Genomic DNA, 20,590 nt, shown 5'->3' with positions numbered 1-20,590 from the left:
TCGGCCTCGTCCGGCGCGGCCGTCCCTCGTTGGGTGTGGAACTGAATGGAACGCCCTTGGAGTGAGCACGACGACCCGCTCGTGCCGATGACCGGCCCGGGACCGAGGGCCGACTCCACAGAATCGAGGAAGATCCATGATGACCCGGATTTCGCGTCGTCGCAAAATGGTCGCCGCGGTGGCCGCCTGCGGTGTGACCGCGGCAATCACAGCGTTCGCGCTGGCCCAGCCGGCCTCCGCCCTTCCCTTCAGCCAGGCGATGTGCGATCCCCGCGGTTTTCCGCTCACCGCGAGTTCGGCCGTGTACGTGGGGCTCCTCGATAATCCGGTCTTCGTCGACGTTCCGGCGGCGACGACGGTGAAGGTGGAGGTCACTGCGGACGTTTCCGTCCAGGCGGGCTCCGAGCTGCGGCTCACCTACAGCCTGAACGACTCCCTCAAGCAGGAAGGGACTTTCGGACCCGCCAACTTCGCCAATCACCAGGAGTTCGCCGAGACTCGGTCGACCTTCGCCCTGATCCCCGTGGGTCCTGGAAGGACCAACATCAGGCCGGTGATCAGGCTCAACGGTCCCGCTGGCAAGACGGGCGTGGTGCTGCACCGCTGTGTTTCGGTGGAGGCCTCGACCAGCTGAGCGCCGGTCCCCGCCCGATTACGGCGAACCCGCCGAGGGTGAGGCCGGGGGCTGTCCTATGCCTTGGTCTGCGAGTTAGGAGATCGGGCCGCTGGCTGGCTGTCGTCGCGCTCCGATTGTCCCGGCTTCGTACGGTGGCGGAGGTGAAGGTCTGCCGGACCGCGTGGTGGAACAGGCTGATGAACCGGGACAGTTCACCGGTGGTGATGGCGTGCCAGCTATCGGCGAAACTCGTCAGGCCGAGGTGCTCTCCAGTCGCGTCATCGTCAGTGGCGCCCCTCTGCCCAGGGCCATGGCGGTCGACGGATGTCGCAACATAGCGCGGCGTACGACGGCGTCGGTGGTCATCAGGAAGGCGAGGTGCCGAATCGCGTGGCTGACCACCTTTGCCACCTCGATCCGCGAGGGGGGTGGGTGCGGCCGAATCCACGTCCGCGTCGAATTGCACCACCAAGCCGCGGCCTCGGTCCGAGGGTCGGCCAACCGGCTCGCCGCAGCCGACGATCTGGACGTTACCGTGGTCGAGTGAGCATCCACGACCGCAACCACGATTACGGATATCTTTCACCACGGTCAAAGAAAAGGGCTGCGGGCGCTGATTCCACTTTCTTTTCACCAATTATGAAGTACGCACTCATACGCTGCGGACGTGAGTGACGAGGCGCGTCGACGCGCTCGGCGGCATCATCACCGAACCCGCCTGGCGCGCCAAGCCCAGCTGGTACCTGGTCGCGACCGAGGACCGGATGATCCCGCCATCAGCTCAGCGGGCCATGTCCGAGTGCGGGCGCCACCGTGGTGGAAGCCGTCGGCAGCCATGCCATCTACATCTCCCATCCGGAGGCCGTCGCCGCACCGATCAGGAAGACTGCTGCCGGCGGCTGAGCGAACGGCCCGCAGATCCGGTGGACACCCCCGCCCGTGTCCACCAGCACGTCGGGACGGCCAGGCCCAGAAGGAACCGCCTTGGCTCAGGAGATCCGCGATGAGTTTTGCGGCGTCCGGCGGTCGTACTGTCGAACCCGGCACCGAGAAGGACTTCTGATGCGCAGCGTGACCTATTCGATGGGCGTCTCACTTGACGGCTACATCGTCGGGCCGGACGGCGGCTTCAACTGGACGGCGCCCGACGAGGAGGTCTTTCGCTCCTGGATCGACGAGATACGAGAGGTCGGCGTCCACCTGTTGGGACGACGGCTGTACGAGACGATGCTGTACTGGGAGACCGCCGACCAGGATCCATCACTCGACGACTCGATGCTCGAGTGGACCGCGCTCTGGAAACCGCTCCCCAAGGTGGTGTTCTCCACCACGCTGTCGGCGGTGCAGGGCAACGCCCGCCTGGCCTCCGGCGGCCTGGCGGAGGAGATCGAGCGGTTGCGCGCCGAGCCGGGAAAGGGTGACATCGCGATCGGCGGCGCGACTCTCGCCGCCGAGGCGGCCGCGTCGGGTCTGATCGACGAGTACCGGGCCAGGGTCTACCCGGTGCTGGTCGGCGGTGGCATTCCGTTCTTTCCCCAGCGCGAGCGCCGGGTGGATCTCGAACTCGTCGAGACCCGCACCTTCAGCTCGAAAGTCATCTACCTCCGCTACCGCGTGGCGCGCCAGGGGCGTGGCTGAGCGAACGATCCCGGCTCGGTCTCCGCGAGGATGCCCTGGTTGACCAGGCGTTTGAGCATGGCGCGGATGTTCTCGGTGTTCTTGCGCACGATGGCAGGTCCAGCGCTCGCAGCGGGCGGCCGAGATCGGCGAGGGAAGCAGGGGCTTACGGGTGATCCGCAGATCCTCGCGTCGATGCCGGCACCCGGTCAGAGCGCGCACGGCAGGACGGGGCGGCCGCGTACGCCGGGGTCGGCCGCGAAGAGTGCGCCCGCGTCCGGTTGTTCCGTCCGGTCGACGTCGAGGGCCGAGGTGGTGATGAACAGCCGATCGAGGTTCTCGCCGCCGAAGGTGACCGCGGTGACCTTGCGCACCGGAAGCCGGATGACGGCGTCGAGACCGCCCTCCGGGCTGTAGCGGTGCACCGCGGCGCCTCTCCACAGAGCCACCCACACGCCGCCCTCGGCATCGACCGTGAGCCCGTCGGGAGCGCCGTCGGCCGGGTCCACGGACACGAACGGCCGCCGCCCGGTCAGCCCATGCTCGCGGTCGTAGTCCAGGACGTCGATCCGGCGGGTGGTCGTGTCGGCGTAGTAGGCGAGGTCACCGCCGGGGCTGAAGTCCAGGCCGTTGGAGATCGTGACCTCCGGCAGCACCACGCGCAGCCCGCCGCCGGGCTCGGCCACGTACAGCGAGCCGCGGCCGGGGGTTTCGTCGTAGGCCATGCTGCCGATGTAGAAGCGGCCGTCGGGGTCGCAGCCGCCGTCGTTCATCCGTACCGACGGATCGCTCCACGCCTCGCCCAGCGAGCGCAGCGGGGCGTCCAGCTCGTCGGAGTCGGACAGCAGCAGCTCCCGCTCGGCCGCGACCACGTAGCCTTCGCACACGTAATCCCCGGACACGGAGCCCGCGGCGCGCGGGCGGATGGCCGCCGCGACCGCGCCGACGTGGCGGCGGCGGACCGTGCCGTCCGGGTCGAGCGCCAGCACGTCACCGGCCAGCATGTCGACGAACCGGAGCCCGCCCCAGCTTTCGCACCATACGGGGCCCTCCCCGTGCTCGGCGACGGGTGCGGTCACGGTGTACGCGGCGATGGTCATGCCGTTCTCCTCACTGGGCTCGGACCTCCCCATTGTCGATCACGAGCGGCTGACCCCCGGGTAGGTCCACCGGTGTCCCGTCGGCAGGTTCACCACCTCGGGCCCCTCCTCGCGGGCGTCCGCCAGGGACTTGGCCTCGATTCCGGTGCCGTTGCGGCGGATGACGCGGGCGAGCAGGTCGTCGTCGCCGTGGGCGTCGTGCACGGGGACGAGCACGCGGGCGCCCAGGGCGCTGCTCCCGGCGACGGCCTGCTCGGGACCCATGACGATCGGCGGCCCGGCGAACACCCGCAGCCCGTTGACCGGCAGCAGCGCCAGGTCGACCGGCGGGTGTTCGGCGCGGTACCGCTCCAGGAGCGACACGTCGCGGATTTCGCCGCCGAAGAAGACCCGGATCCCGCCGGCGCTGAGCACGTACGCGTTGTGGCGCCACAGGAGGGTGCGCCCCGCGGGGGTCGCCTCGATCGAGAGCTCCTGGGTGGGGTGGCCGGTCTGTCCCCATTCGAGGTGTTCCACCCGACGGAAGCCGAGGTCCCGCGCCTGGCGGGCCATCCGGGGGCTGCTCACGAAGACGGGGGTGGCGTCCTTGCGGGGGAACGTCCGCAGCGCGCGCAGGTCCCAGTGGTTGGGGTAGGAGTGGCTGGCGACGATGGCATCCAGCCGGGGCAGCTCGCCGACGGTCATGCCGAGCGGTTCGCCCCGGTGCAGATGCCAGCGTTCGGTGAAGAACGGGTCGGTGAGTACGGCATGGCCGTTGATCTCCAGGAGTACGCACGAGTTGGCCACGCGTGTCACGGCCAGGGTGGCTTGGTTGCTCATGCGGCCACGATGAAGGTTAATGTGCGCATGAAGTCAAGCATGACCATCGGCGAGCTGGCCGCCCGGTTCGAGCTGCCCACGCACGTCCTGCGGCACTGGGAGAGCGCCGGGCTGCTGGCTCCGGCCAGGCATGAGAACGGCCACCGCCGCTATGGCCCGGCCGACCTGCGGCGGGTGGCCATGATCTTGATGGGCAAGGAGGCCGGACTGGGGCTCCGCGCGTTGCGCGAGGTGCTCGCCGGGCCCGATCCGATGAACCATGCCGACCTCCTCAGGGAACATGTGGCCGTGCTCGAGCAGCGCATCGCGCGGGCGCGGGCGGCGAAGGAGCTGGTCGAGCACGCGCTGGAGTGCCCGCTGAGCTTCGACGAATGCCCGCACGCCCGCGAGCAGATCGAGTCCCGCATCCCGTAACCCGCTACGAGACGGCTGCCAGCTCCAGGCAGAAACATCGCCCGACGCCATCAGAACCGCATGGTCAATCCCGGCAGGTGTCGAGCATCTCGATCAGCGCGGCCTTCTCCTCCTTCGTGATGCGCAGGGTGTAGTGGTGCTTGACGGTGATCCACGAGCGGGCGTACGTGCACCAGTAGCCGGTGACCGGCGGCCGCCAGGTGACCGGGGTCCGGCCGCCCTTGGCGATGTTGGTGGTGGCGCTGACGGTGATCAGTTCGGGGCGGATCAGGTCGTTGGCGAAGGCCTGGCGGCGGGCGTCGCTCCAGGTGTTCGCCCCCGAACGCCAGGCGTTGGCCAGGGGGACGAGGTGGTCGACGTCGATCTGGGCCTCGCTGGTGAGCATCTTGCCGTCGTACTGGCTGTACCAGGTGCCGGCGACGACCCGGCAGGACGCGTCCCGCTCGACGGCCTCGCCATCACGCTTCAGGACGATCTCTCGAGTGTCGCACATGCCCCACTTCGGGGCCCATTCGGGCATGAAGCGGTCGTGGCTGTAGCCGTCGAGCGTGCCCCGCTCGGCGACGGTCAGCCAGTCGAGTGCCGTACGGGCGCCGTCTTCCGACATCGGGTGGGGCAGCGCGCTCGCGGAGGCGCTGAACGACGGGACAAGCAGGAGAAGCGTGAGAAGTGGGACCACGAACCGCCCTGAGAAGATGGTCATGGATCAGCAGTAACAGCCATCGCCGATCATGTCACGAGAAGTAATTGAGATGGCACCGAAAGTGACTCCATCAAGTGATTGACGGAGCGGCTCAGCCGAACTAGGTTCGCTCACATGACAGAGAACGGCCAGGTCGCCGTGATCTTGAAGGTCGCGACGCAGCTCTTCGCGGCGCTCGGTTACGACGGCACCTCCACCAGGCAGATCGCCGACGCGGCAGGCCTGAACATCGCCACGGTCAACTACCACGTGGGCGGCAAGCGGGAGCTCTACCTCGCCGTGATGGAGCGCGCCCACCAGGCCGAACGCGCGGCCCTGGAAGGGGCGCTGGCCCGCCTGCCGGGCGACGACCCGGTCACCGGGATCCACCGGCTGCTCGACGACTACGTCGACTTCTGCGTGTGTCATCCCGAGGTGCCGGCGCTGTGGATGCACCGCTGGCTCTCCGACGCCAGCGACCTCACCGAGCTGGAGCGCCAGTACGTCCAGCCACTGGTGGCCATGGTGACCGATGCTCTGCGTCCCGCGGTCGCGGCCGGGGTGATCGACGACGCGATCGACCTGGAGTACACCATGTGGTCGGTCATCTGGTGCGTGCACGGGTTCGCCAAGGGCGGCGTGCTGGACGAGGAGGGCCACCGCAGGGGCGGCAGCGACCAGGTGGCGCTGCGGCGCTTCCGCGCCCACCTGCACCTGACCCTGCACCGCGCGCTCGCGTTCCCCGGCGACGTCCCGTGACCACCGCGCCGGCGGGTGAGCGGCTCGCCCGGAGCCGGTTACTCGGCTACGGCGCGGGCTCCGTGGGCACCGGGGTGTTCTCGGCCGTTCCCGGGCTGCTGCTGCTCTACTACCTGACCGACACGCTGGGCGTGCCGGCCGCCGCCGCGGGTGCCGTGCTGGTCGCGCCGAAGATCTGGGACGTGCTGCTCAATCCGCTCGTCGGCGCCGCCAGTGACCGCGAGGCCGTGCGGACCGGCCGGCGGACGCGGCTGCTGCTGACGGGGGCGGCCGCGCTGCCCGTGGCGTTCGCGTCGATGTTCGCCGTACCGGACGCCGCGCCCGGCGCGCTCTGGGCGGGGGCGGCGTTCCTGGTGGCCGCGACCGCGTTCGCCTGCTTCCAGGTGCCGTACGTGGCGCTGCCCGCCGAGATGTCGGCGAGCCGGGCCGAGCGGACCAGGGTCATGTCGTGGCGGGTCGTCTGCCTGACCGTCGGCATCCTGGTCGCGGGCGGGCTGGCCCCCGCCGTGGTGGACCTGGCCGGTGGCGGCCGGCCCGGCTACGCGGTCATGGGCGTCACGATCGGCGCGGTCATGGCCGCCGCGCTGGTCACCGCGGCGCTGGCCACCCGCTGGGTGACCTCGCGGCCGGGTCCACGGCAGCTCGGCCCGGTGGCCGCGTTCCGCATGGCGCGGGGCAACACGCCGTTCTTCGCGCTGCTGGCGGCGTTCGTCACGCAGGCGCTGGGGGTCGCGGTGATGCTGGCGGGCGCGCCGTACGTGGCCTCCTACCGGCTCGGCGACTACGGCCTGACCTCGGTGATGTTCGTCTGCCTTGTCGCCCCGAGCATGCCTGCCGTACCCCTGTGGGCGCGGCTGGCCCGTACCCACGGGCCCGTGCGCTGCTACCTGGCCGCGACGCTGGGCTTCGGGCTCGCGGCGCTGGCGCTCGTCCCGACGATCGCCGGGCGGTCTTTGGTGGCGACGCTGGCGCTGACCGCGCTGGCCGGGGCCTGTTACGCGGGGCTGCAACTGCTGCCGCTGTCGCTGCTGCCCGACACCGTGCACGCCGACACGGCCCGGACCGGGCACGCGCAGGTGGGCGCGTTCACCGGGCTGTGGACGGCGGGCGAGACGGCCGGGCTGGCGCTCGGTCCCGGCCTGTTCGCGCTGGTGCTGGCGGTGTCGGGGTTCGTGTCCGCGCCGGTCGAGGCGCCGGTCGCGCAGCCGCCCGCCGCCCTGACCGGACTGCTGTTGGGCTTCACCGCGCTGCCCGCCGCGCTCATGCTGATCAGTCTGCCGTTCGTCGTCCGGTACGGCAGGGCCGCAATGAATCACGAGGAGCACGCGTGAACCTGCCCGACACCGGGAGGACCACCGAGGATCTGCTGGCCGAGCTGGCCAGGCTCAAGGAGCACGACCTGCCGGTCAGGGGCGGCCAGGTGACCGCCTACGTCTACGACACCGGGCGCGACGAGGTGCACGAGGCGGCGGCCCGCGCCTACGCGGAGATGCTGGAGGTCAACAGCCTCGACCCGACGGCGTTCCCCAGCGTGGTGGAGATGGAGAAGCAGGTCGTCGGCGCCGTCGCCGACCTGCTGGGCGGCGGCCACGGCATCTTCACCAGCGGCGGCACCGAGTCGATCATGCTGGCGGTGAAGGCCGCCCGTGACGCGGCCGGGCGGGCCCGGCCCAATCTGGTGCTTCCCGTCACCGCCCATCCGGCCTTCCACAAGGCGGCGCACTACCTCGGTCTGGAGGTCCGGCCGGTGCCGGTCGATCCGGCCACGTTCAAGGCCGATGCGCGGACCGTGGCGGCGGCCATGGACGATGACACCGTCCTGGTCGTCGCCTCGGCGCCGTCGTACCCGCAGGGCGTGATCGACCCGATCGGGGAGATCGCCGCCGTGGCGGCCGCGGCGGGCGTCTGCTGCCATGTGGACGCGTGCGTGGGCGGGTGGCTGCTGCCGTGGCTGCGGGCGGCGGGCGCGGCGATCCCGGCGTTCGACCTGTCGGTGCCGGGGGTCACGTCGCTCTCGTGTGACCTGCACAAGTTCGGCTACGCGCCGAAGGGCGCCTCGGTCGTGCTGTTCGCCGACCCGGCGATGCGCCGCGGGGCGTACTTCGCCTCGGCCGCCTGGCCCGGCTACACGATCATCAACGCCACCGTGCAGAGCTCCAGGTCGGCGGGGTCGCTCGGCGGCGCGTGGGCCACGCTCCAGGCCCTGGGCCGGGACGGCTACCTGGCGCTGGGCCGGGCCACGCTGGAGGCGACGGCCAGATTACGCGCGGGCATCGCGGCGGTCCCGGGCCTGCGGGTGCTGGGCGACCCGGAGAGCGCGCTGGTGGCGTTCACGTCGTCGGAACTCGACGTGTTCGTCCTGGCCGACGAGGCCCGGCGGCGCGGCTGGTTCCTCCAGCCGCAACTGTCGTACGCGGGCATCCCGGCCAACCTGCACATCACGGTCACCGGGGTGACGCTCTCGGGGATCGAGGCGCTGCTGAAGGTCATCGGAGAGTCGGCGGCGGCCGCGCGGGTGCGCGGCCCCGCCGTACTCCCCGACGGGCTGGTCGACCTGGTCGTGAACCTGGATCTGACGGAACTGGACGACGCGGCCTTCGCCGAGCTGGCCGCGGCGGTCGGGGTGGACCTGCGGCCCGGCGCGGGCCAGCCGGAGATGGCGCTGGTCAACGCGGTCCTCGACGCGTTGCCCGCGGCCACGCGGGAGGCGGTGCTGGTGCGCTTCCTGTCAGTGATCTACAGCTGAAGCGCGGCGAGCGTGCCGTTCCGTGTCGAGCAGCAGGTCCGCCTCCCGTTGCAACGCGTCGCGGTCCCAGGTGACGACCGCTCCGGGGACGGCGTCCGGCAGGACGTCCTCCATGTAGCGCAGCTTGCGCCACCGCAGGCCGTACACCGCCAGTGCGATCTGGGCGACGCCCAGGACGACGATCATGAGCGCCATGCCCCGGCCGGGCCCGGTGCCCAGTACGGCGCCCGCGGTCCCGCTCAGCCAGCCGCCCTCGCGCATCGCCGGTTCGAAGAACGCGTCGGCGAGCCGGCCGGCGCAGAGGTAGCCGAGCGGTTCCGTGAGGTTCGCGATCATGCGGTTGCTGGCCAGGATCCGGCCCTGGAGCTCCATCCCGACCTTCGTCTGGATCATGGTCTGCCAGTGGCCGTTGAGCAGCGCGAGGGAGGCGGCGACGGCGGCCAGTCCCACGGCCAGGAACAGCGCCGAGGGCAGCAGCCCCATCAGGATCATGCCGGCACCCGTCAGCAGGGTGAACCCGACCATCCCCGTCGCCCGCCGCTCGAATCCGCCCCAGAACGCCATGGCCACTCCCCCGGCGATCCCGCCCACGGCACCGACCACGGAGGCGACGGTCAGCGTGGCGGGTGAGGCGAACGACAGCACCAGCGGCGGGGTGAGGGCGATGGCGAAACCGAGCATGAGGTTGAACGCCAGGAAGAAGGCGATCATCGCCACGAAGCTGGGGCGCCGGGCGATGTAGCGGACGCCGTTGGAGATCTCCTTCCAGATCGTCTCCTCCCGCCTGCGGAACAGCGTGTCGGGGAACCGGACGACGAACAGCGTGAGCAGCGAGACGAACACCGTCGCCAGATCCACCACGAGCACGCCGCCGAGCCCGATCAGCACGATCAGCGCGCCGCCGAGCAGCGGTCCCCCGGCCTGGCTCAGCGCGACCAGGGCCTGGGTGACGCCGTTGGTCCGGCCGAGGTACTGCTTGGGGACCAGTTGCGTGGTCGCCGCCAGGTAGGCCGGCTGCTGGAAGGACCCCGCGATCGAGCTGAGACCCGTGGCGATGTAGAGATGCCATACCTCCAGCGACCCCGTGGCGTACATGACCAGGCAGAACCCGGTCCCGCAGACGGCCACCAGATCACCGGCGATCATCACCAGGCGGCGGTTCCATCGGTCCGCCGCCGCGCCCGCGAACGGCAGCACCAGCAGTGCGGGCAGCAGCCCGCAGACCAGGATGACGGAGAACTGCGTCGCGCTGCCCGTCTCCAGATACACCCACACCCCGAGGCCGAACGCCAGGGCCCTGGTGCCGAGCATGGACACGAGCTGGCCGAGCGTGACGAGCAGGAATCCCCACAGACCCGAGGCGGCCGGCGGGACAATCGGTTTCTCCTGTGCGGGCTCCCGCTGTCGCCGCTCGAACCAGCGGGTGAGGATGGCGGCGAGCTCGGCGGCCTGGTGCTTGAGGAAGAAGTGACCGGCGTCCGGGATCACCTCCAGCTCGGTGTCGGCGCAGAGCAGGTCCCACTCGCGGTGCCGTTCCTCGTGGAACTCGGTGAGCCGGTCCCGCTCGCCGACCACGCTCAGCGCGTGCAGCGTGCGGGGACGGTCCTTCGCGTGGCAGTGCTCGGTGTAGAACTGTTCGGCCTGCCGGGAGTCGTGCCGCAGGGCGCGCAGGATGAACGCCTGCTCCTCCGGGTCCAGGCTGTCGGTGAGCCCGCCGATGCCGCGCAGCGTGTCGCGATACAGGCGGTCGGATCGCCAGCGGTCGCTGGGCATGAGCCTGGCCCACAGGTCGAAGAGCCGTCCCGGCAGGCGCGGCGCCGGGAACGCGCCCCCGAACACCACGCCGACGACGTCCCCGCCCCCGGCCTCCACACGCTGGGCGATGTCGAAGGCCAGCGCGGCGCCGAGGCAGTGGCCGTACACGATGACGGGGCCCTGGACGGTCGCGCGGATCTCGGCCACGCACCGGGCCGCCAGCGTGTCGAGCGGCTCCATCGGGGCCGACGGGTCGCCGAAGTCGTGTCCCGGCAGGTCGACGGCGAGCAGCGGGAACTCGGGCGGCAGGGCGCGGGCGAGTTCGCCGTAGGCGGCCGCGTTCCCGCCGCCGAAGGGCACCGCGACCACGGTGGCCGCCGTTGCCCTCGCCTGGGTCGCCGGCGCGCCTGGCAGCCGTACGAGGAGTCCGCCTCCGGGGTCGCTGCCTTTGAGCAGGTCGGCCAGCTCGCGGATGGTCGGGTGCTGGAAGATCGCCGCGACCCGCAGCCCGTCCCCGATCTGCCGGGCCAGCCGCATGGCCGAGAAGGAGTCGCCGCCGAGCGCGAAGAAGTCGTCGTCGATCCCCACCTCCGCCAGCCCGAGCACCTCGCGCCAGATCCCGGCGAGGCGCTCGTCGGCCCCGTCGCGCGGAGGCGCCGACGGCCGGTCGCCCGCGATGCCGGGTCCCGGCTCGGGGAGCGCGCGCCAGTCGAGCTTGCCGTTCGGGGTGATCGGCAGCCGGTCCATCTCCACGAAGGCCGCGGGCACCATGTACGGCGGCAGCTTCGCGCGGGCGTACTCGTGCGGCGCCGGGCCTTCCCCGCGGGCGTACTCGTGTGGCCGCGCGCCGTCCCCGCGCATGACGTAGTACGCCACCAGCCGGGCCCGCCCCTCCTCGTCGTGCCGGACCACGACGGCGGCGTCACCGATGCCCGGATGCCCTCGCAGCACGGCCTCGACGTAACCCGGCTCGACCCGGTACCCGCGGATCTTCACCTGCCGGTCCAGCCGCCCGAGGAACTCGAACACCCCGCCGGGCAGCAGCCGCCCCCGATCACCCGACCGGTACGCCAGGGCACCCGCGTCGAACGGATCCCGGATGAACCCGTCCCCCTCGGACAGGTACCCGCGGGCGACGCCCGCGCCGCTGATCAGCAGCTCCCCCGCCGCCCCCACGGGCACCGGGCGCAGCCGCGCGTCCACCACGCGCACCCGCACGTTGTCGAGCGGACTCCCCAGAGGGACGACCGGCCCGCCACGATGGCCGCGCCCGGCAGCCGGAACGCGGTGGGCGAGCACCGCGACCGTGGTCTCCGATGGCCCGTAGTTGTTCCAGATCGAACACTCCGGCCGGACCTCGCGGACGGCGTCCACGAGCTCCCACGGGCACGCCTCCCCCGCGAGGACGAGGTAGCGCGCCGGGACGACCGCCGCCAGCAGCCCCGCGTCGCGGACGGCCTGGAGGTGGCTCGGCACGAGCTTCATGAAGTCGATCGGGTGCCGCCGGAAATAGCCGGCCAGCTGCTCGGGATCGACCGCCCACTCGTACGGCACCACGTGCACGGTCCCGCCGGTGGCCAGCGCCCCGTACAGGTTCGTCAGCCCGAGGTCGGCGGCGAGCGTGGACACGAGCGCGAAGTGCAGCTTCTCCGGCACGTCGAGGCGGGTGAGGATCGCGGTGAGGTAGTTGGTGAAGCTGCCGTGCTCGACCACGACCCCCTTCGGCCGCCCGGTGGATCCCGAGGTGAACACCACGTACATGGCCTCATCCCGGGCGATCGGCCGCCCCAGGTCCACCCCGGGATAACCGGCCAGGATCGCGCCGATCTCCTCCAGCACCATGACCCGGACCGGTCTCGTCTGGATAGGCGCGTGGTCGACTTCGGCGTGAGTCAGCAGCACCTTCGCGCGTGACTCGGCGAGGACCGCCGTGAGATGGCTCGCGGGCGCCGCCGGGTCGAGCGGCACGTACGCCGCCCCCGCCTTCTGCGCGGCCAGCATCGCGACGACATGGTCCACGGAGCGCTCGAACAGCAGGGCCACCAGGTCACCGGGCTGTACGCCCTCGGCCACCAGGTGCCTGGCCAGCCGGTTCGCCCGTTCGTTCAGCTCGCCGTAGCCGGCCACGTCGTCGCGGCACCGGACCGCGTCCCGTCCGGGCTCGAGCGCCGCGTACGCCTCGAACCGGGCCAGCAGGGTCGCGGCCTCGTCGAAGTGCGGCAGTACGGCCGGCGCCGGCCGTACCGTATCCAAGTCGTCGGCTGGGACGGCGGGCAGCGCGCCCGGCCGTACCAGCTCCAGATCGACGGCCGGGACGGCGGGCAGTGCGGCCAACGGCGCGTCCAGCCCGGTCAGGGGCGGACCGGTGAGCAGGGCGTCGACGACCTCGGCGAAGTGGCCGCCGAGACGCTCCACCAGCTCGTGCGACAGCAGCTCCGCCGCGTACGTCAGCGTGACCCGCAGCTCCCCCTCCGTCTCGACCACGGCGCAGGACAGGTCGAACCGGGCCCGCGCGTTCCCCGCCCGCAACGAGGTCACCTTGAGGCCGGGCAGGTTCTCACCGAGGTCGGTCGCGGTGTGGTAGTTGAACATCACTTGGACGAGCTGACCCGCGCCGAGGTCCCGCTCGGGCGCCAGCTCCGCCACCAGCCGCTCGAACGGCAGCTCCTGATGGTCGTAGGCGTCCAGCGCCCGCTCACCGACCCGCCGCACGAGATCGCGGCAGGTCGGCGCCGGGCCCAGGTCGAGCCGGAGCGGCAGGGTGTTGATGAAGCAGCCCACCAGGTCCTCGGCCTCGGGGCGGTCCCGGCCGGAGACGGGCACGCCGACCACGACGTCCTCCGTGGCGCAGTGCCGGTGCAGGACGTACCCGAAGGCGGTCAGCAGGAGCACGAACGGCGTCACGGACGCTTCCCGCGCCACCTCGCGCAGGCGGCGGCAGGTCCGGCGGTCGAGCGTGAGGTCGAGCTCGGCGCCCCGGTCGGAGCGGATCGCGGGGCGTGGCCGGTCCAGCGGGAGTTCCAGGATGGGCGGCATGTCGGCCAACCGCTCACGCCAGTGGTGGAGGTGGTCGCGTACGACGTCGTCGGTCAGGCGTTCGCGCTGCCAGGCGGCCACGTCGGCGTACTGGACCGGAAGCGGGGCGAGCTCGTGGCCGGCGTAGGCGTCGAAGAGATCGCGGACGAGTCGCCGCGACGACCACGCGTCGGTCGCGATGTGGTGCGTGACGAGCAGCAACGCGTGATCGTCGGCGGCCAGCCGGACGAGCGTGGCCCGCAGCGGGAACTCGCTGTCAAGACGAAAGGGGCACTCCGCCTGCGCGGCGAACACCTCCCGCACGGCGCCGGGCAACTCGGCCCGGCCCCCGTCGTACGGCTCCACCCGTCCCCCGTCAGACGGCTCCACCCGAGCCGCGTCGGACGGCTCCGCCTGGGCCGCGTAGGACGGCCCCGCCTGGGCCGCGTCAGGCCGGTCGGCGGCTGTCAGGTCGATGACGTCGAGGGACGGGCCGTGGCCGGGTGGGGCCAGGACCAGTTCGGGTTCCGCGCCGGCGGATGAGCAGGTGGTGCGCAGGACCTCGTGACGGTCCACCACGGTCGCCAGGGCTTCGCGCAGGGCCCCGGCATCCAGCGGACCGGTCAGCCGCATGGCCTGGACGACGTTGTAGGCGGGGCTGGCCGGGTCAAGGTTCTGCAGGAAGTACAGGCGCCGCTGCGCGAACGACATGGGCAACCGGCCGGTGGTCCGGTCCAGGCGCGGGATGGGGGCGGGCACGGCGGCGGTACGAGAGGCCGCCAGACGGCTCAGCCTGGCCCGCTGTTCGGGTGAGAGGCGTGAGAGCCGTTCGGCCAGCGCGGCGGGCGTCATGCCGCACCCCTCTCGCATCCGTCGGTCAGGCTTCCCCGCCTATCCGGCATACCGGACACGTCCTGCTCACTCACGTCGGAGACGTCCTGAACGACCGCACCGCAACGACCCTGCCGGGCCGCGCCGGAGACGTTCTGCCCGACCACGCCAGAGAAGTCCCGCCCGGCCGCGCCGGAGGGGGCGTCCATGACGGCGTCCGAGGCGTCCTGCTCGACGGTCTCCAGCATGGCCAGCAGCTCGTCGGCGTCCATCGCCAGCAGCCGTCGGTCGGCTATCTCCCGGGCGATGGCGGTGACGGTGACCGCCGCGAAGATGTCGCGCACCGACAGCGTGACGCCGAGGTCGCGCCGGATGCGGGAGACGAGCTGCATCGCCGAGATGGAGTCGCCGCCGAGCGCGAAGAAGTCGTCCCCTGCGGAGACCCCGCTGGTCTCGAACAGCTCGGCCCACCGATCGGCCAGCCACCGCTCCACGTCACCATCCGGCGCGACGTGCGCTCCGACCTCCACAGACCTCCCCCGGATCGCAGCGGGTTCCGAGTCCTCTGAACTCCCCCGCGCAGTGACAGATCGCGGGTCCGGGAGGCTCTCCGCCTCTACGGGCCGCTGGTCCCATGGGCCCTCCGTCTCAACAGACCACCAGGCCTGCGGGCCCTCCGTCTCAACAGACCGCCGGTCCTGCGGGCTCTCCGTCCTGACAGACCGCCAGGCCCGCGGGCCCTCCGCCCCAACAGACCGCCGGTCCTGCGCCCCAGCAGACCGCTGGTGCTGCGGGCTCTCCGCTGTGACGGGTCGCCGGTCGGGGTCCGGCGCCGTGATGGGTCGCGTGGCCGGCTCCGTCGTGGGGGTTCCCGGGGACGCGCCCGGCTGGGCGAGCAGGCGCAGGGCCGTACGGTCGATCTTGCCGTTGGGGAGGGACGGGAGCTCGGCCAGTTCGACCAGCGCGGTGGGGATCATGGCCACGGGAAGTGTCGTGGTCAGGTCGCGCCGCAACGCGAGCAGGTCGAGGGCCCGGCCCTTCGCGGGGACGATGTACGCCGTCAGGCGGGCCCGCCCGGCCGACCGCTCCGCCGTCACGTGGACGTCGTTGACCGGGCCGCAGGCGCGGATCGCGGCGGCCACCTCGGCGGGGTGGATCCGTACACCGTTGACCTTCAGCTCGTCGTCGGCCCGGCCGAGGACGACGAGTTCCCCGCCGTCGGACACGCGGCCGAGATCACCTGTGCGGTAGGCGGTGACGCCGCCGAGGTCGGCGAAGCGGGCCGCCGTCTCCTCAGGCATCCCCACGTAGCCGTGACCGGTGTGCGGGCTCACCAGGACGACCTCGCCCTCGGCTGCCGGGTTCCGCAGCGCCGCACGGACGAGAGCGGCGTCGAACGGCCCGGCCGGGTCGATGAGGCAGAAGCGCGTCTGGGGGACGGGCCCGCCCGCCGGGAGAGCGCCTGTGAACCGCTCGGAGACGGGCAGCCGCTTCCAGATCTTGGGCAGCGTGGTCTCGGTGGTGCCGTACAGGTTGATGCGGGTGCGGGTGCCGGGGAACACGAGCTGCCACTCCTCCAGCAGGGACGCCTCCAGCGGCTCCCCGGCGAAGAACACCGTCCGCATGGACTCGCACCGGGTACGGCAGTGCCGAAGCCAGCCGCGGGCCACCGACGGCACCACGTTGACGACGCTGACGCGGGAGTGCCGCAGCCAGGCCACGGTCGCCTCCGGCGAGTCGGCCTCGCGCAGGGCCGGGATGACCAGCGTCGCGCCGGCCCACAGCGGCAGGAAGACGTCGCGGACCGCCACGTCGAAGCTCAGCGCGGTCAGGAACGCGACCCGGTCCCCCGGCTCGACGCCGAACTCGGCGCACTGCCAGGCGAGGAACGAGGTCAGCGCGGCGGCTGAGCCCAGCACCGGCTTCGGCCGCCCGGTGGAGCCGGAGGTGAAGAACACGTACGCCCCATCGGCGACCGCGGTCGTGCCGGGCTCGCCGAGGCCGGACGGCCCCGCCGCACCACGAGACACCACCCCGGAGATCGCCGCCCCGTCAGGCAGCACGACACCGGACGGCTCCGCCGCGTCACGAGACACCAACCCAGGCATCGTCGCCCCGTCACGTGACATCACACCGAGGATCGCCGCTCCGTCACGCAGTACGACGCCGGGTCTGATCAGGCCGAGCAGGGTCTCCTTGCGGCGGGCGGGCAGGTCCGGGTCGAGGGGGACGGGGACGCCGTCGAGCGCCAGGACCGCCAGGAAGTCCACCACGAACTCGATGGACCTGCGCCGTTCGATCACCGTGAACCTGCCCGGCCCCACCGAACCGGACAGCGTTCCGACTCGTTCGTCCATTTTCCCGGCGAGGGCCGCGTAGGTGAGTGATCGCGTGCCGCATTCCAGTGCGACCTGCGTGGGCCTGGTTATCGCGTGCAGGTATATCCGATCGACAAGCCGGCGCTTCTCGATCGAGGGCGTGTATGCCCTGGTGTGCTCCTTCACCGCTCTCCTCAGGTGTCACGAGATACCTGGCCGCGCCATCGCGACCTCACCTGACAAGGCGTTCCAGGGTGTTCCAAGGCGGAGAGGGTCTGTCATACCAGGGGAGGACGAAGAACATACCGGGGGTGGATGTCCGCCGACGGCATTCGCGAGACGGTAGGGCCATGATTCGACTAGCCCGGACTGCCGCCGCGTTCGCCGTGGTCGCCCTGCTCGCCTCGTGTGGGACGGCCACGACGGCCACCCCGGCGACCCACACGAGTCACGCCGGTGGCCACGCGGCCAAGGCCACACCGGTGGCCGCCCCGTTACGGGCCGGCGAGCGGTTCGAATCCCTGACCATGGCCGAGGCCTACACGCCGAGCGGCCCCAACGGCGGCACCGACGACTACCGATGCTTCGTGATCGACCCCAAGCTGACCAGCCAGGCGTTCCTGACCGGGGCCCAGTTCCAGCCGCAGAATGCCGACATCGTGCACCACGCGATCTTCTTCAGGCTCGGACCCAAGCAGGTCGCGCAGGCGAAGGCGCTCGATGACAGCACTCCCGGCCAGGGCTGGACGTGCTTCGGCGACTCGGGCGTGGACGAAGCCTCCTGGGTGGCGCACTGGGCGCCGGGCACCAACGAGACGCTGCTGAATCCGCGCTACGGCTACGCGCTGCCGCCCGGCAGCAAGCTCGTCATGCAGATCCACTACAACACCCTCAACGCCAACGGCCACCCCGGCTCCGACCAGTCGAGCATCCGGCTGCGGCTCACCGACAAGACCCTGGAGCCGCTGGAGACCGCGCTGTTCCCGGCACCGATCGAGCTGCCGTGCACGCCGCAGGAGACCGGCCCCCTGTGTGACCGGGCCGCCGCCGTCAAGGACGTGGTGCGCAGGTTCGGTCCCGGGGCCGACGGGGAGGCGAATGGGCTGGCCAAGCAGTGCGGGCCGCTCAAGCCGGGGCCGACGCAGCACTGCGACATCCCCATCCCGGGCAGCGTGACGCTGCACGCGCTGGCCGGGCACATGCACCTGCTCGGACGCTCCATCAAGGTCGAGCTCAATCCCGGCACGCCCAAGGCGCAGACGCTCCTGGACGTCCCGAAGTACGACTTCGACGACCAGGCGCTGCGGCTGCTCACCAAGCCCGTCACGGTCAAGAAGGGCGATGTGGTGCGGGTGACCTGCACGCATGACGCCGCATTGCGCTCGCAACTACCGCAGTTGCAGAAGCTGCAGCCGCGCTACGTGGTCTGGGGAGCGGGGACCAGCGACGAGATGTGCCTGGGCATCGCCATCTGGTCAAAGGCCGCATAAGGCGTCAAGGACCGCGCAGAGCGGGCCGCAAGAGAGGGCCTCGTAAGGCTCGAGGACCGCATACGGAGTGCAGGGCGCACGCATACCGCCAGGTCGGTGTACGTGCGCCCTTGATCGGGGTCGGAGCCGGGATCGGGGTCCAGATCCGAGGTCCGGGTCCGAGGTCCGGGCACGGATCCGAAGTCCGGGACCGGATCCGGGGACCGAGGTCCGGGACCGAAGTCCAGGCCCGGGGTCCGGGGTTCAGGTCCGGAGTCCGGAGTCCGGAGTCCGGGCATGGGGTCCGAGGTCCAGGTCCAAGGTCCGGACTCGGGTTGGGGTTGGGTTAGCCGAGTGTGATGCGGTCCACGTTGGGGCCGCCGCCTGCGGTGGTGGCGGTGAGGCGGATCGTGTTGGCGCCGGCCTGGAGGTTCACCGCGACCGTGCCGTTCACCCAGGTGTCCCAGTTTGCCGTGGCTGGGAACGACTGGGTGGTCACCGCCGTGCCGTTCGCCGCGACCTCCATCGGCCGGTCCACCGCTGTGCCGTTGGCGTAGCGGATGGTCAGGGTCGCGGCGCCCGCGGTGGCGGCGTTGACGGCGAACTCGACGTACGAGCCCACGAGGTTGTCGTAGTTGACGAAGCCGGTCCCGGTGAAGCCGGTGTGGTTGGACTCGGCCACGCCCTGCGAGATCGTCGCGTCCTCGGCTTGATACTCGGTGCCGACCGGGGTGGGGGCCGACACGTCGACGTAGTCCGCGTTCGGGCCGCCGTTGGCGGTGGTGGCCGTCATGCGGATGGTGTTGGCCCCGGCGACCAGCGGCAGGGTGAACGTGGCCGTCGCCCAGGTGTCCCAGTTGCCGGTGCCGGGGAAGTCACGGGTCAGCGTGGTGCCGTTCGCGGTGATGGTCATCGGGCGGTTCACCGTGGTGCCATTGGCGTACCTCAGGGTGATGTTGGCGTTGCCCGCGGCGGTGGCGTTGACGCCGAACTCGACGTACGAGCCGACGACGTTGTCGTAGTTGACGAAGCCGGAGCCCGAGTAGCCCGCGTGGTTGGACTCGACCACGCCCTGCGAGATCGTCGCGTCCTCCGCCTCGTAGTGGGGGCTCGCTGTGGTGGGCCGGGCGCGGATGAGGCGGGTCTCGCCGGGGCGCAGGGTGGCGCTGTAGGAGGAGGCGACGGTGCCTTCGGAGCCGCCGGACCACAGGTTCGTGACCTCGGCCGGGCCGGTGAAGCCCACTTGCGACCAGGTGACGCTGACCGTGGAGTTGCCGGACGTACCGGTGTTGTAGAGGGCGACGATGTAGTCGCCGTTCGACTCCCGTTTACGCCATACCTGGTTGACACCACTGTTCACAATGCGCTGGGCGGCGACGCCGTCCTGGTCGACGGCGATGAGCCGGTCGTTGGTCAGCATGGCCAGGTCGGTCGAGGTGAGCGCGGTCAGGTCGGTGCCGAGCAGCAGCGGGCTGGAGATCATCGCCCAGTGCGTCATGTGCGTGCGCCGCTGGTCGGCGGTCAGGCCGACCTGGTCGCCGTTGCCGACCTCCAGCGAGTCGTAGTCGTTCCAGCCGCCGGGCCCGGCGTACTGCTGCCAGGAGGCCGCCGAGGCGAACCGGCTGGACACGTGCGACCAGTCGGTGAGCGGGAACCCGCTCCCGTTCGCCCCGGGACCGCAGTAGCACTCGACGTCGCCCTGGGTGCGCCAGCTGTTGGCCAGCCGCTTCCAGGTGGTGGCCTGGGCGATGGGCAGGTTGTTGGACAGCGCGAAGTTGATCGGCCGGCCGGTCTGGCGCAGCGCCTTGTCCCAGGCTTCGACGTCGGCGACGGTCGTCGCGTCCACGCCGTCGATCTTCAGGTAGTCGACGCCCCAGGAGGCCATCTGGTTCGCCCACGAATTGATGAACAGCTGCGCGCCGGGGTGGGAGTAGTCGAGCCGGTACATGTTCTTGCAGTTGTAGTTCTTGTGCGTCTGCGAGGTGTCGGCGATGTCCTGCGCGTGGTACGAGGTGCCCTCGATGGGTTTGTTGGCGGTGACGGCGTTCTTGGCGATACCGGGCGTGACGTAGAAGCCGAACTTCAGGCCCTTGGCGTGCACGTAGTCGGCCAGCGCCTTGATCCCGCTGGGGAACTTGGCGGTGTCGACGGCCCACCGCCCGAAGCCGTCGACCTGGAAGCCGTTGGAGTCGCACTTCTGGAAGAAGTCGTCGAGGTTGATGTAGACGTAGCCGTGCGCGGCGAGGCCGCTGCTGACCAGCGCGTCGGCCTGGGCCTTCATCTTCGTCTCGTCGGGCCAGCGCCGCACGAAGCTCCAGCTGCTCCATCCCATGGCGGGCCTGATCGACAGGCCGTTGTCGGACGCGACCGCGGGCTGGACGCTCACGAACAAGCCCGCTAAGAGCACGGCCACCGCCGCGACTATCCCTCTCCGTCTCACGGGATTTCC

At 71.1% G+C, this 20,590-nt stretch carries 14 protein-coding genes; 8 read left to right on the top strand and 6 right to left on the bottom strand.

Annotated features, from left to right (window positions below):
• Positions 1 to 166: 166 nt before the first annotated feature.
• The 3 genes from AB0B91_RS56815 to AB0B91_RS56805 all read left to right on the top strand — a co-directional run bounded on the left by AB0B91_RS56815 (position 167) and on the right by AB0B91_RS56805 (position 2,254).
• Complete coding sequence (locus AB0B91_RS56815; RefSeq protein WP_358340165.1) at positions 167 to 634, top strand: hypothetical protein; 468 nt, start codon at positions 167 to 169, stop codon at positions 632 to 634.
• Between the two features lie 163 nt (positions 635 to 797).
• The gene (locus AB0B91_RS56810; protein WP_358340163.1) at positions 798 to 1,163 is read left to right on the top strand and encodes a hypothetical protein; all 366 of its coding nucleotides are present in this window, start codon (positions 798 to 800) and stop codon (positions 1,161 to 1,163) included.
• 515 nt (positions 1,164 to 1,678) lie between these two features.
• Positions 1,679 to 2,254 (top strand): dihydrofolate reductase family protein, encoded by a 576-nt coding sequence (locus tag AB0B91_RS56805; protein WP_358340161.1) that lies wholly within the window; start codon positions 1,679 to 1,681, stop codon positions 2,252 to 2,254.
• Positions 2,255 to 2,442: 188 nt separating this feature from the next.
• Here AB0B91_RS56805 and AB0B91_RS56800 read toward each other — a convergent pair whose 3' ends face one another.
• Together AB0B91_RS56800 and AB0B91_RS56795 are read right to left on the bottom strand one after the other, a co-directional pair.
• The gene (locus AB0B91_RS56800; protein ID WP_358340160.1) at positions 2,443 to 3,333 is read right to left on the bottom strand and encodes an SMP-30/gluconolactonase/LRE family protein; all 891 of its coding nucleotides are present in this window, start codon (positions 3,331 to 3,333) and stop codon (positions 2,443 to 2,445) included.
• 39 nt (positions 3,334 to 3,372) lie between these two features.
• Positions 3,373 to 4,152 (bottom strand): MBL fold metallo-hydrolase, encoded by a 780-nt coding sequence (locus tag AB0B91_RS56795; RefSeq protein ID WP_358340158.1) that lies wholly within the window; start codon positions 4,150 to 4,152, stop codon positions 3,373 to 3,375.
• Between the two features lie 27 nt (positions 4,153 to 4,179).
• Here AB0B91_RS56795 and AB0B91_RS56790 point away from each other — a divergent pair, with 27 nt between their 5' ends.
• On the top strand, positions 4,180 to 4,566 hold the full coding sequence (locus tag AB0B91_RS56790; RefSeq protein WP_358340156.1) for a MerR family transcriptional regulator: 387 nt from the start codon (positions 4,180 to 4,182) through the stop codon (positions 4,564 to 4,566).
• Positions 4,567 to 4,630: 64 nt separating this feature from the next.
• Here the strand turns inward: AB0B91_RS56790 and AB0B91_RS56785 are convergent, their stop codons facing one another.
• A complete protein-coding gene (locus AB0B91_RS56785) occupies positions 4,631 to 5,269 on the bottom strand; it encodes an HNH endonuclease family protein (protein WP_358340154.1) in 639 nt (212 codons plus the stop codon).
• Between the two features lie 114 nt (positions 5,270 to 5,383).
• Here AB0B91_RS56785 and AB0B91_RS56780 point away from each other — a divergent pair, with 114 nt between their 5' ends.
• The 3 genes from AB0B91_RS56780 to AB0B91_RS56770 are packed head-to-tail and all read left to right on the top strand — an operon-like array spanning position 5,384 to position 8,753.
• A complete protein-coding gene (locus AB0B91_RS56780; RefSeq protein WP_358340152.1) occupies positions 5,384 to 6,007 on the top strand; it encodes a TetR/AcrR family transcriptional regulator in 624 nt (207 codons plus the stop codon).
• Complete coding sequence (locus tag AB0B91_RS56775) at positions 6,004 to 7,338, top strand: MFS transporter (protein ID WP_358340150.1); 1,335 nt, start codon at positions 6,004 to 6,006, stop codon at positions 7,336 to 7,338. Before AB0B91_RS56780 ends, AB0B91_RS56775 begins: the two co-directional genes overlap by 4 nt.
• A complete protein-coding gene (locus AB0B91_RS56770; RefSeq protein WP_358340149.1) occupies positions 7,335 to 8,753 on the top strand; it encodes an aspartate aminotransferase family protein in 1,419 nt (472 codons plus the stop codon). Before AB0B91_RS56775 ends, AB0B91_RS56770 begins: the two co-directional genes overlap by 4 nt.
• Here the strand turns inward: AB0B91_RS56770 and AB0B91_RS56765 are convergent.
• A complete protein-coding gene (locus AB0B91_RS56765; RefSeq protein WP_358340147.1) occupies positions 8,736 to 14,375 on the bottom strand; it encodes an amino acid adenylation domain-containing protein in 5,640 nt (1,879 codons plus the stop codon). The two genes, AB0B91_RS56770 and AB0B91_RS56765, sit on opposite strands and share 18 nt — an antisense overlap.
• The gene (locus tag AB0B91_RS56760) at positions 14,372 to 16,858 is read right to left on the bottom strand and encodes an AMP-binding protein (protein ID WP_358340145.1); all 2,487 of its coding nucleotides are present in this window, start codon (positions 16,856 to 16,858) and stop codon (positions 14,372 to 14,374) included. The genes AB0B91_RS56765 and AB0B91_RS56760 overlap by 4 nt, the downstream gene beginning before the upstream one ends.
• A gap of 164 nt (positions 16,859 to 17,022) precedes the next feature.
• Here AB0B91_RS56760 and AB0B91_RS56755 point away from each other — a divergent pair, with 164 nt between their 5' ends.
• On the top strand, positions 17,023 to 18,162 hold the full coding sequence (locus AB0B91_RS56755) for a monooxygenase (RefSeq protein WP_358340143.1): 1,140 nt from the start codon (positions 17,023 to 17,025) through the stop codon (positions 18,160 to 18,162).
• Between the two features lie 325 nt (positions 18,163 to 18,487).
• Here the strand turns inward: AB0B91_RS56755 and AB0B91_RS56750 are convergent, their stop codons facing one another.
• Positions 18,488 to 20,581 (bottom strand): carbohydrate-binding protein, encoded by a 2,094-nt coding sequence (locus tag AB0B91_RS56750; RefSeq protein WP_358340141.1) that lies wholly within the window; start codon positions 20,579 to 20,581, stop codon positions 18,488 to 18,490.
• Positions 20,582 to 20,590 lie beyond the last annotated feature (9 nt).

The sequence above is a fragment of the Nonomuraea sp. NPDC049141 genome, from assembly GCF_040648415.1.
In the GTDB taxonomy this organism is placed as follows: domain Bacteria; phylum Actinomycetota; class Actinomycetes; order Streptosporangiales; family Streptosporangiaceae; genus Nonomuraea.
This window is presented reverse-complemented; position numbering and strand designations above follow the sequence as displayed.

Bases quoted from the DNA above. Each gene is read 5' to 3' on its own strand.
- AB0B91_RS56795 (WP_358340158.1), bottom strand. From the start codon at position 4,152: ATGAGCAACCAAGCCACCCTGGCCGTGACACGCGTGGCCAACTCGTGC.
- AB0B91_RS56800 (WP_358340160.1), bottom strand. From the start codon at position 3,333: ATGACCATCGCCGCGTACACCGTGACCGCACCCGTCGCCGAGCACGGG.
- AB0B91_RS56755 (WP_358340143.1), top strand. From the start codon at position 17,023: ATGATTCGACTAGCCCGGACTGCCGCCGCGTTCGCCGTGGTCGCCCTG.
- AB0B91_RS56785 (WP_358340154.1), bottom strand. From the start codon at position 5,269: ATGACCATCTTCTCAGGGCGGTTCGTGGTCCCACTTCTCACGCTTCTC.
- AB0B91_RS56805 (WP_358340161.1), top strand. From the start codon at position 1,679: ATGCGCAGCGTGACCTATTCGATGGGCGTCTCACTTGACGGCTACATC.
- AB0B91_RS56815 (WP_358340165.1), top strand. From the start codon at position 167: ATGGTCGCCGCGGTGGCCGCCTGCGGTGTGACCGCGGCAATCACAGCG.
- AB0B91_RS56780 (WP_358340152.1), top strand. From the start codon at position 5,384: ATGACAGAGAACGGCCAGGTCGCCGTGATCTTGAAGGTCGCGACGCAG.
- AB0B91_RS56790 (WP_358340156.1), top strand. From the start codon at position 4,180: ATGAAGTCAAGCATGACCATCGGCGAGCTGGCCGCCCGGTTCGAGCTG.
- AB0B91_RS56765 (WP_358340147.1), bottom strand. From the start codon at position 14,375: ATGACGCCCGCCGCGCTGGCCGAACGGCTCTCACGCCTCTCACCCGAA.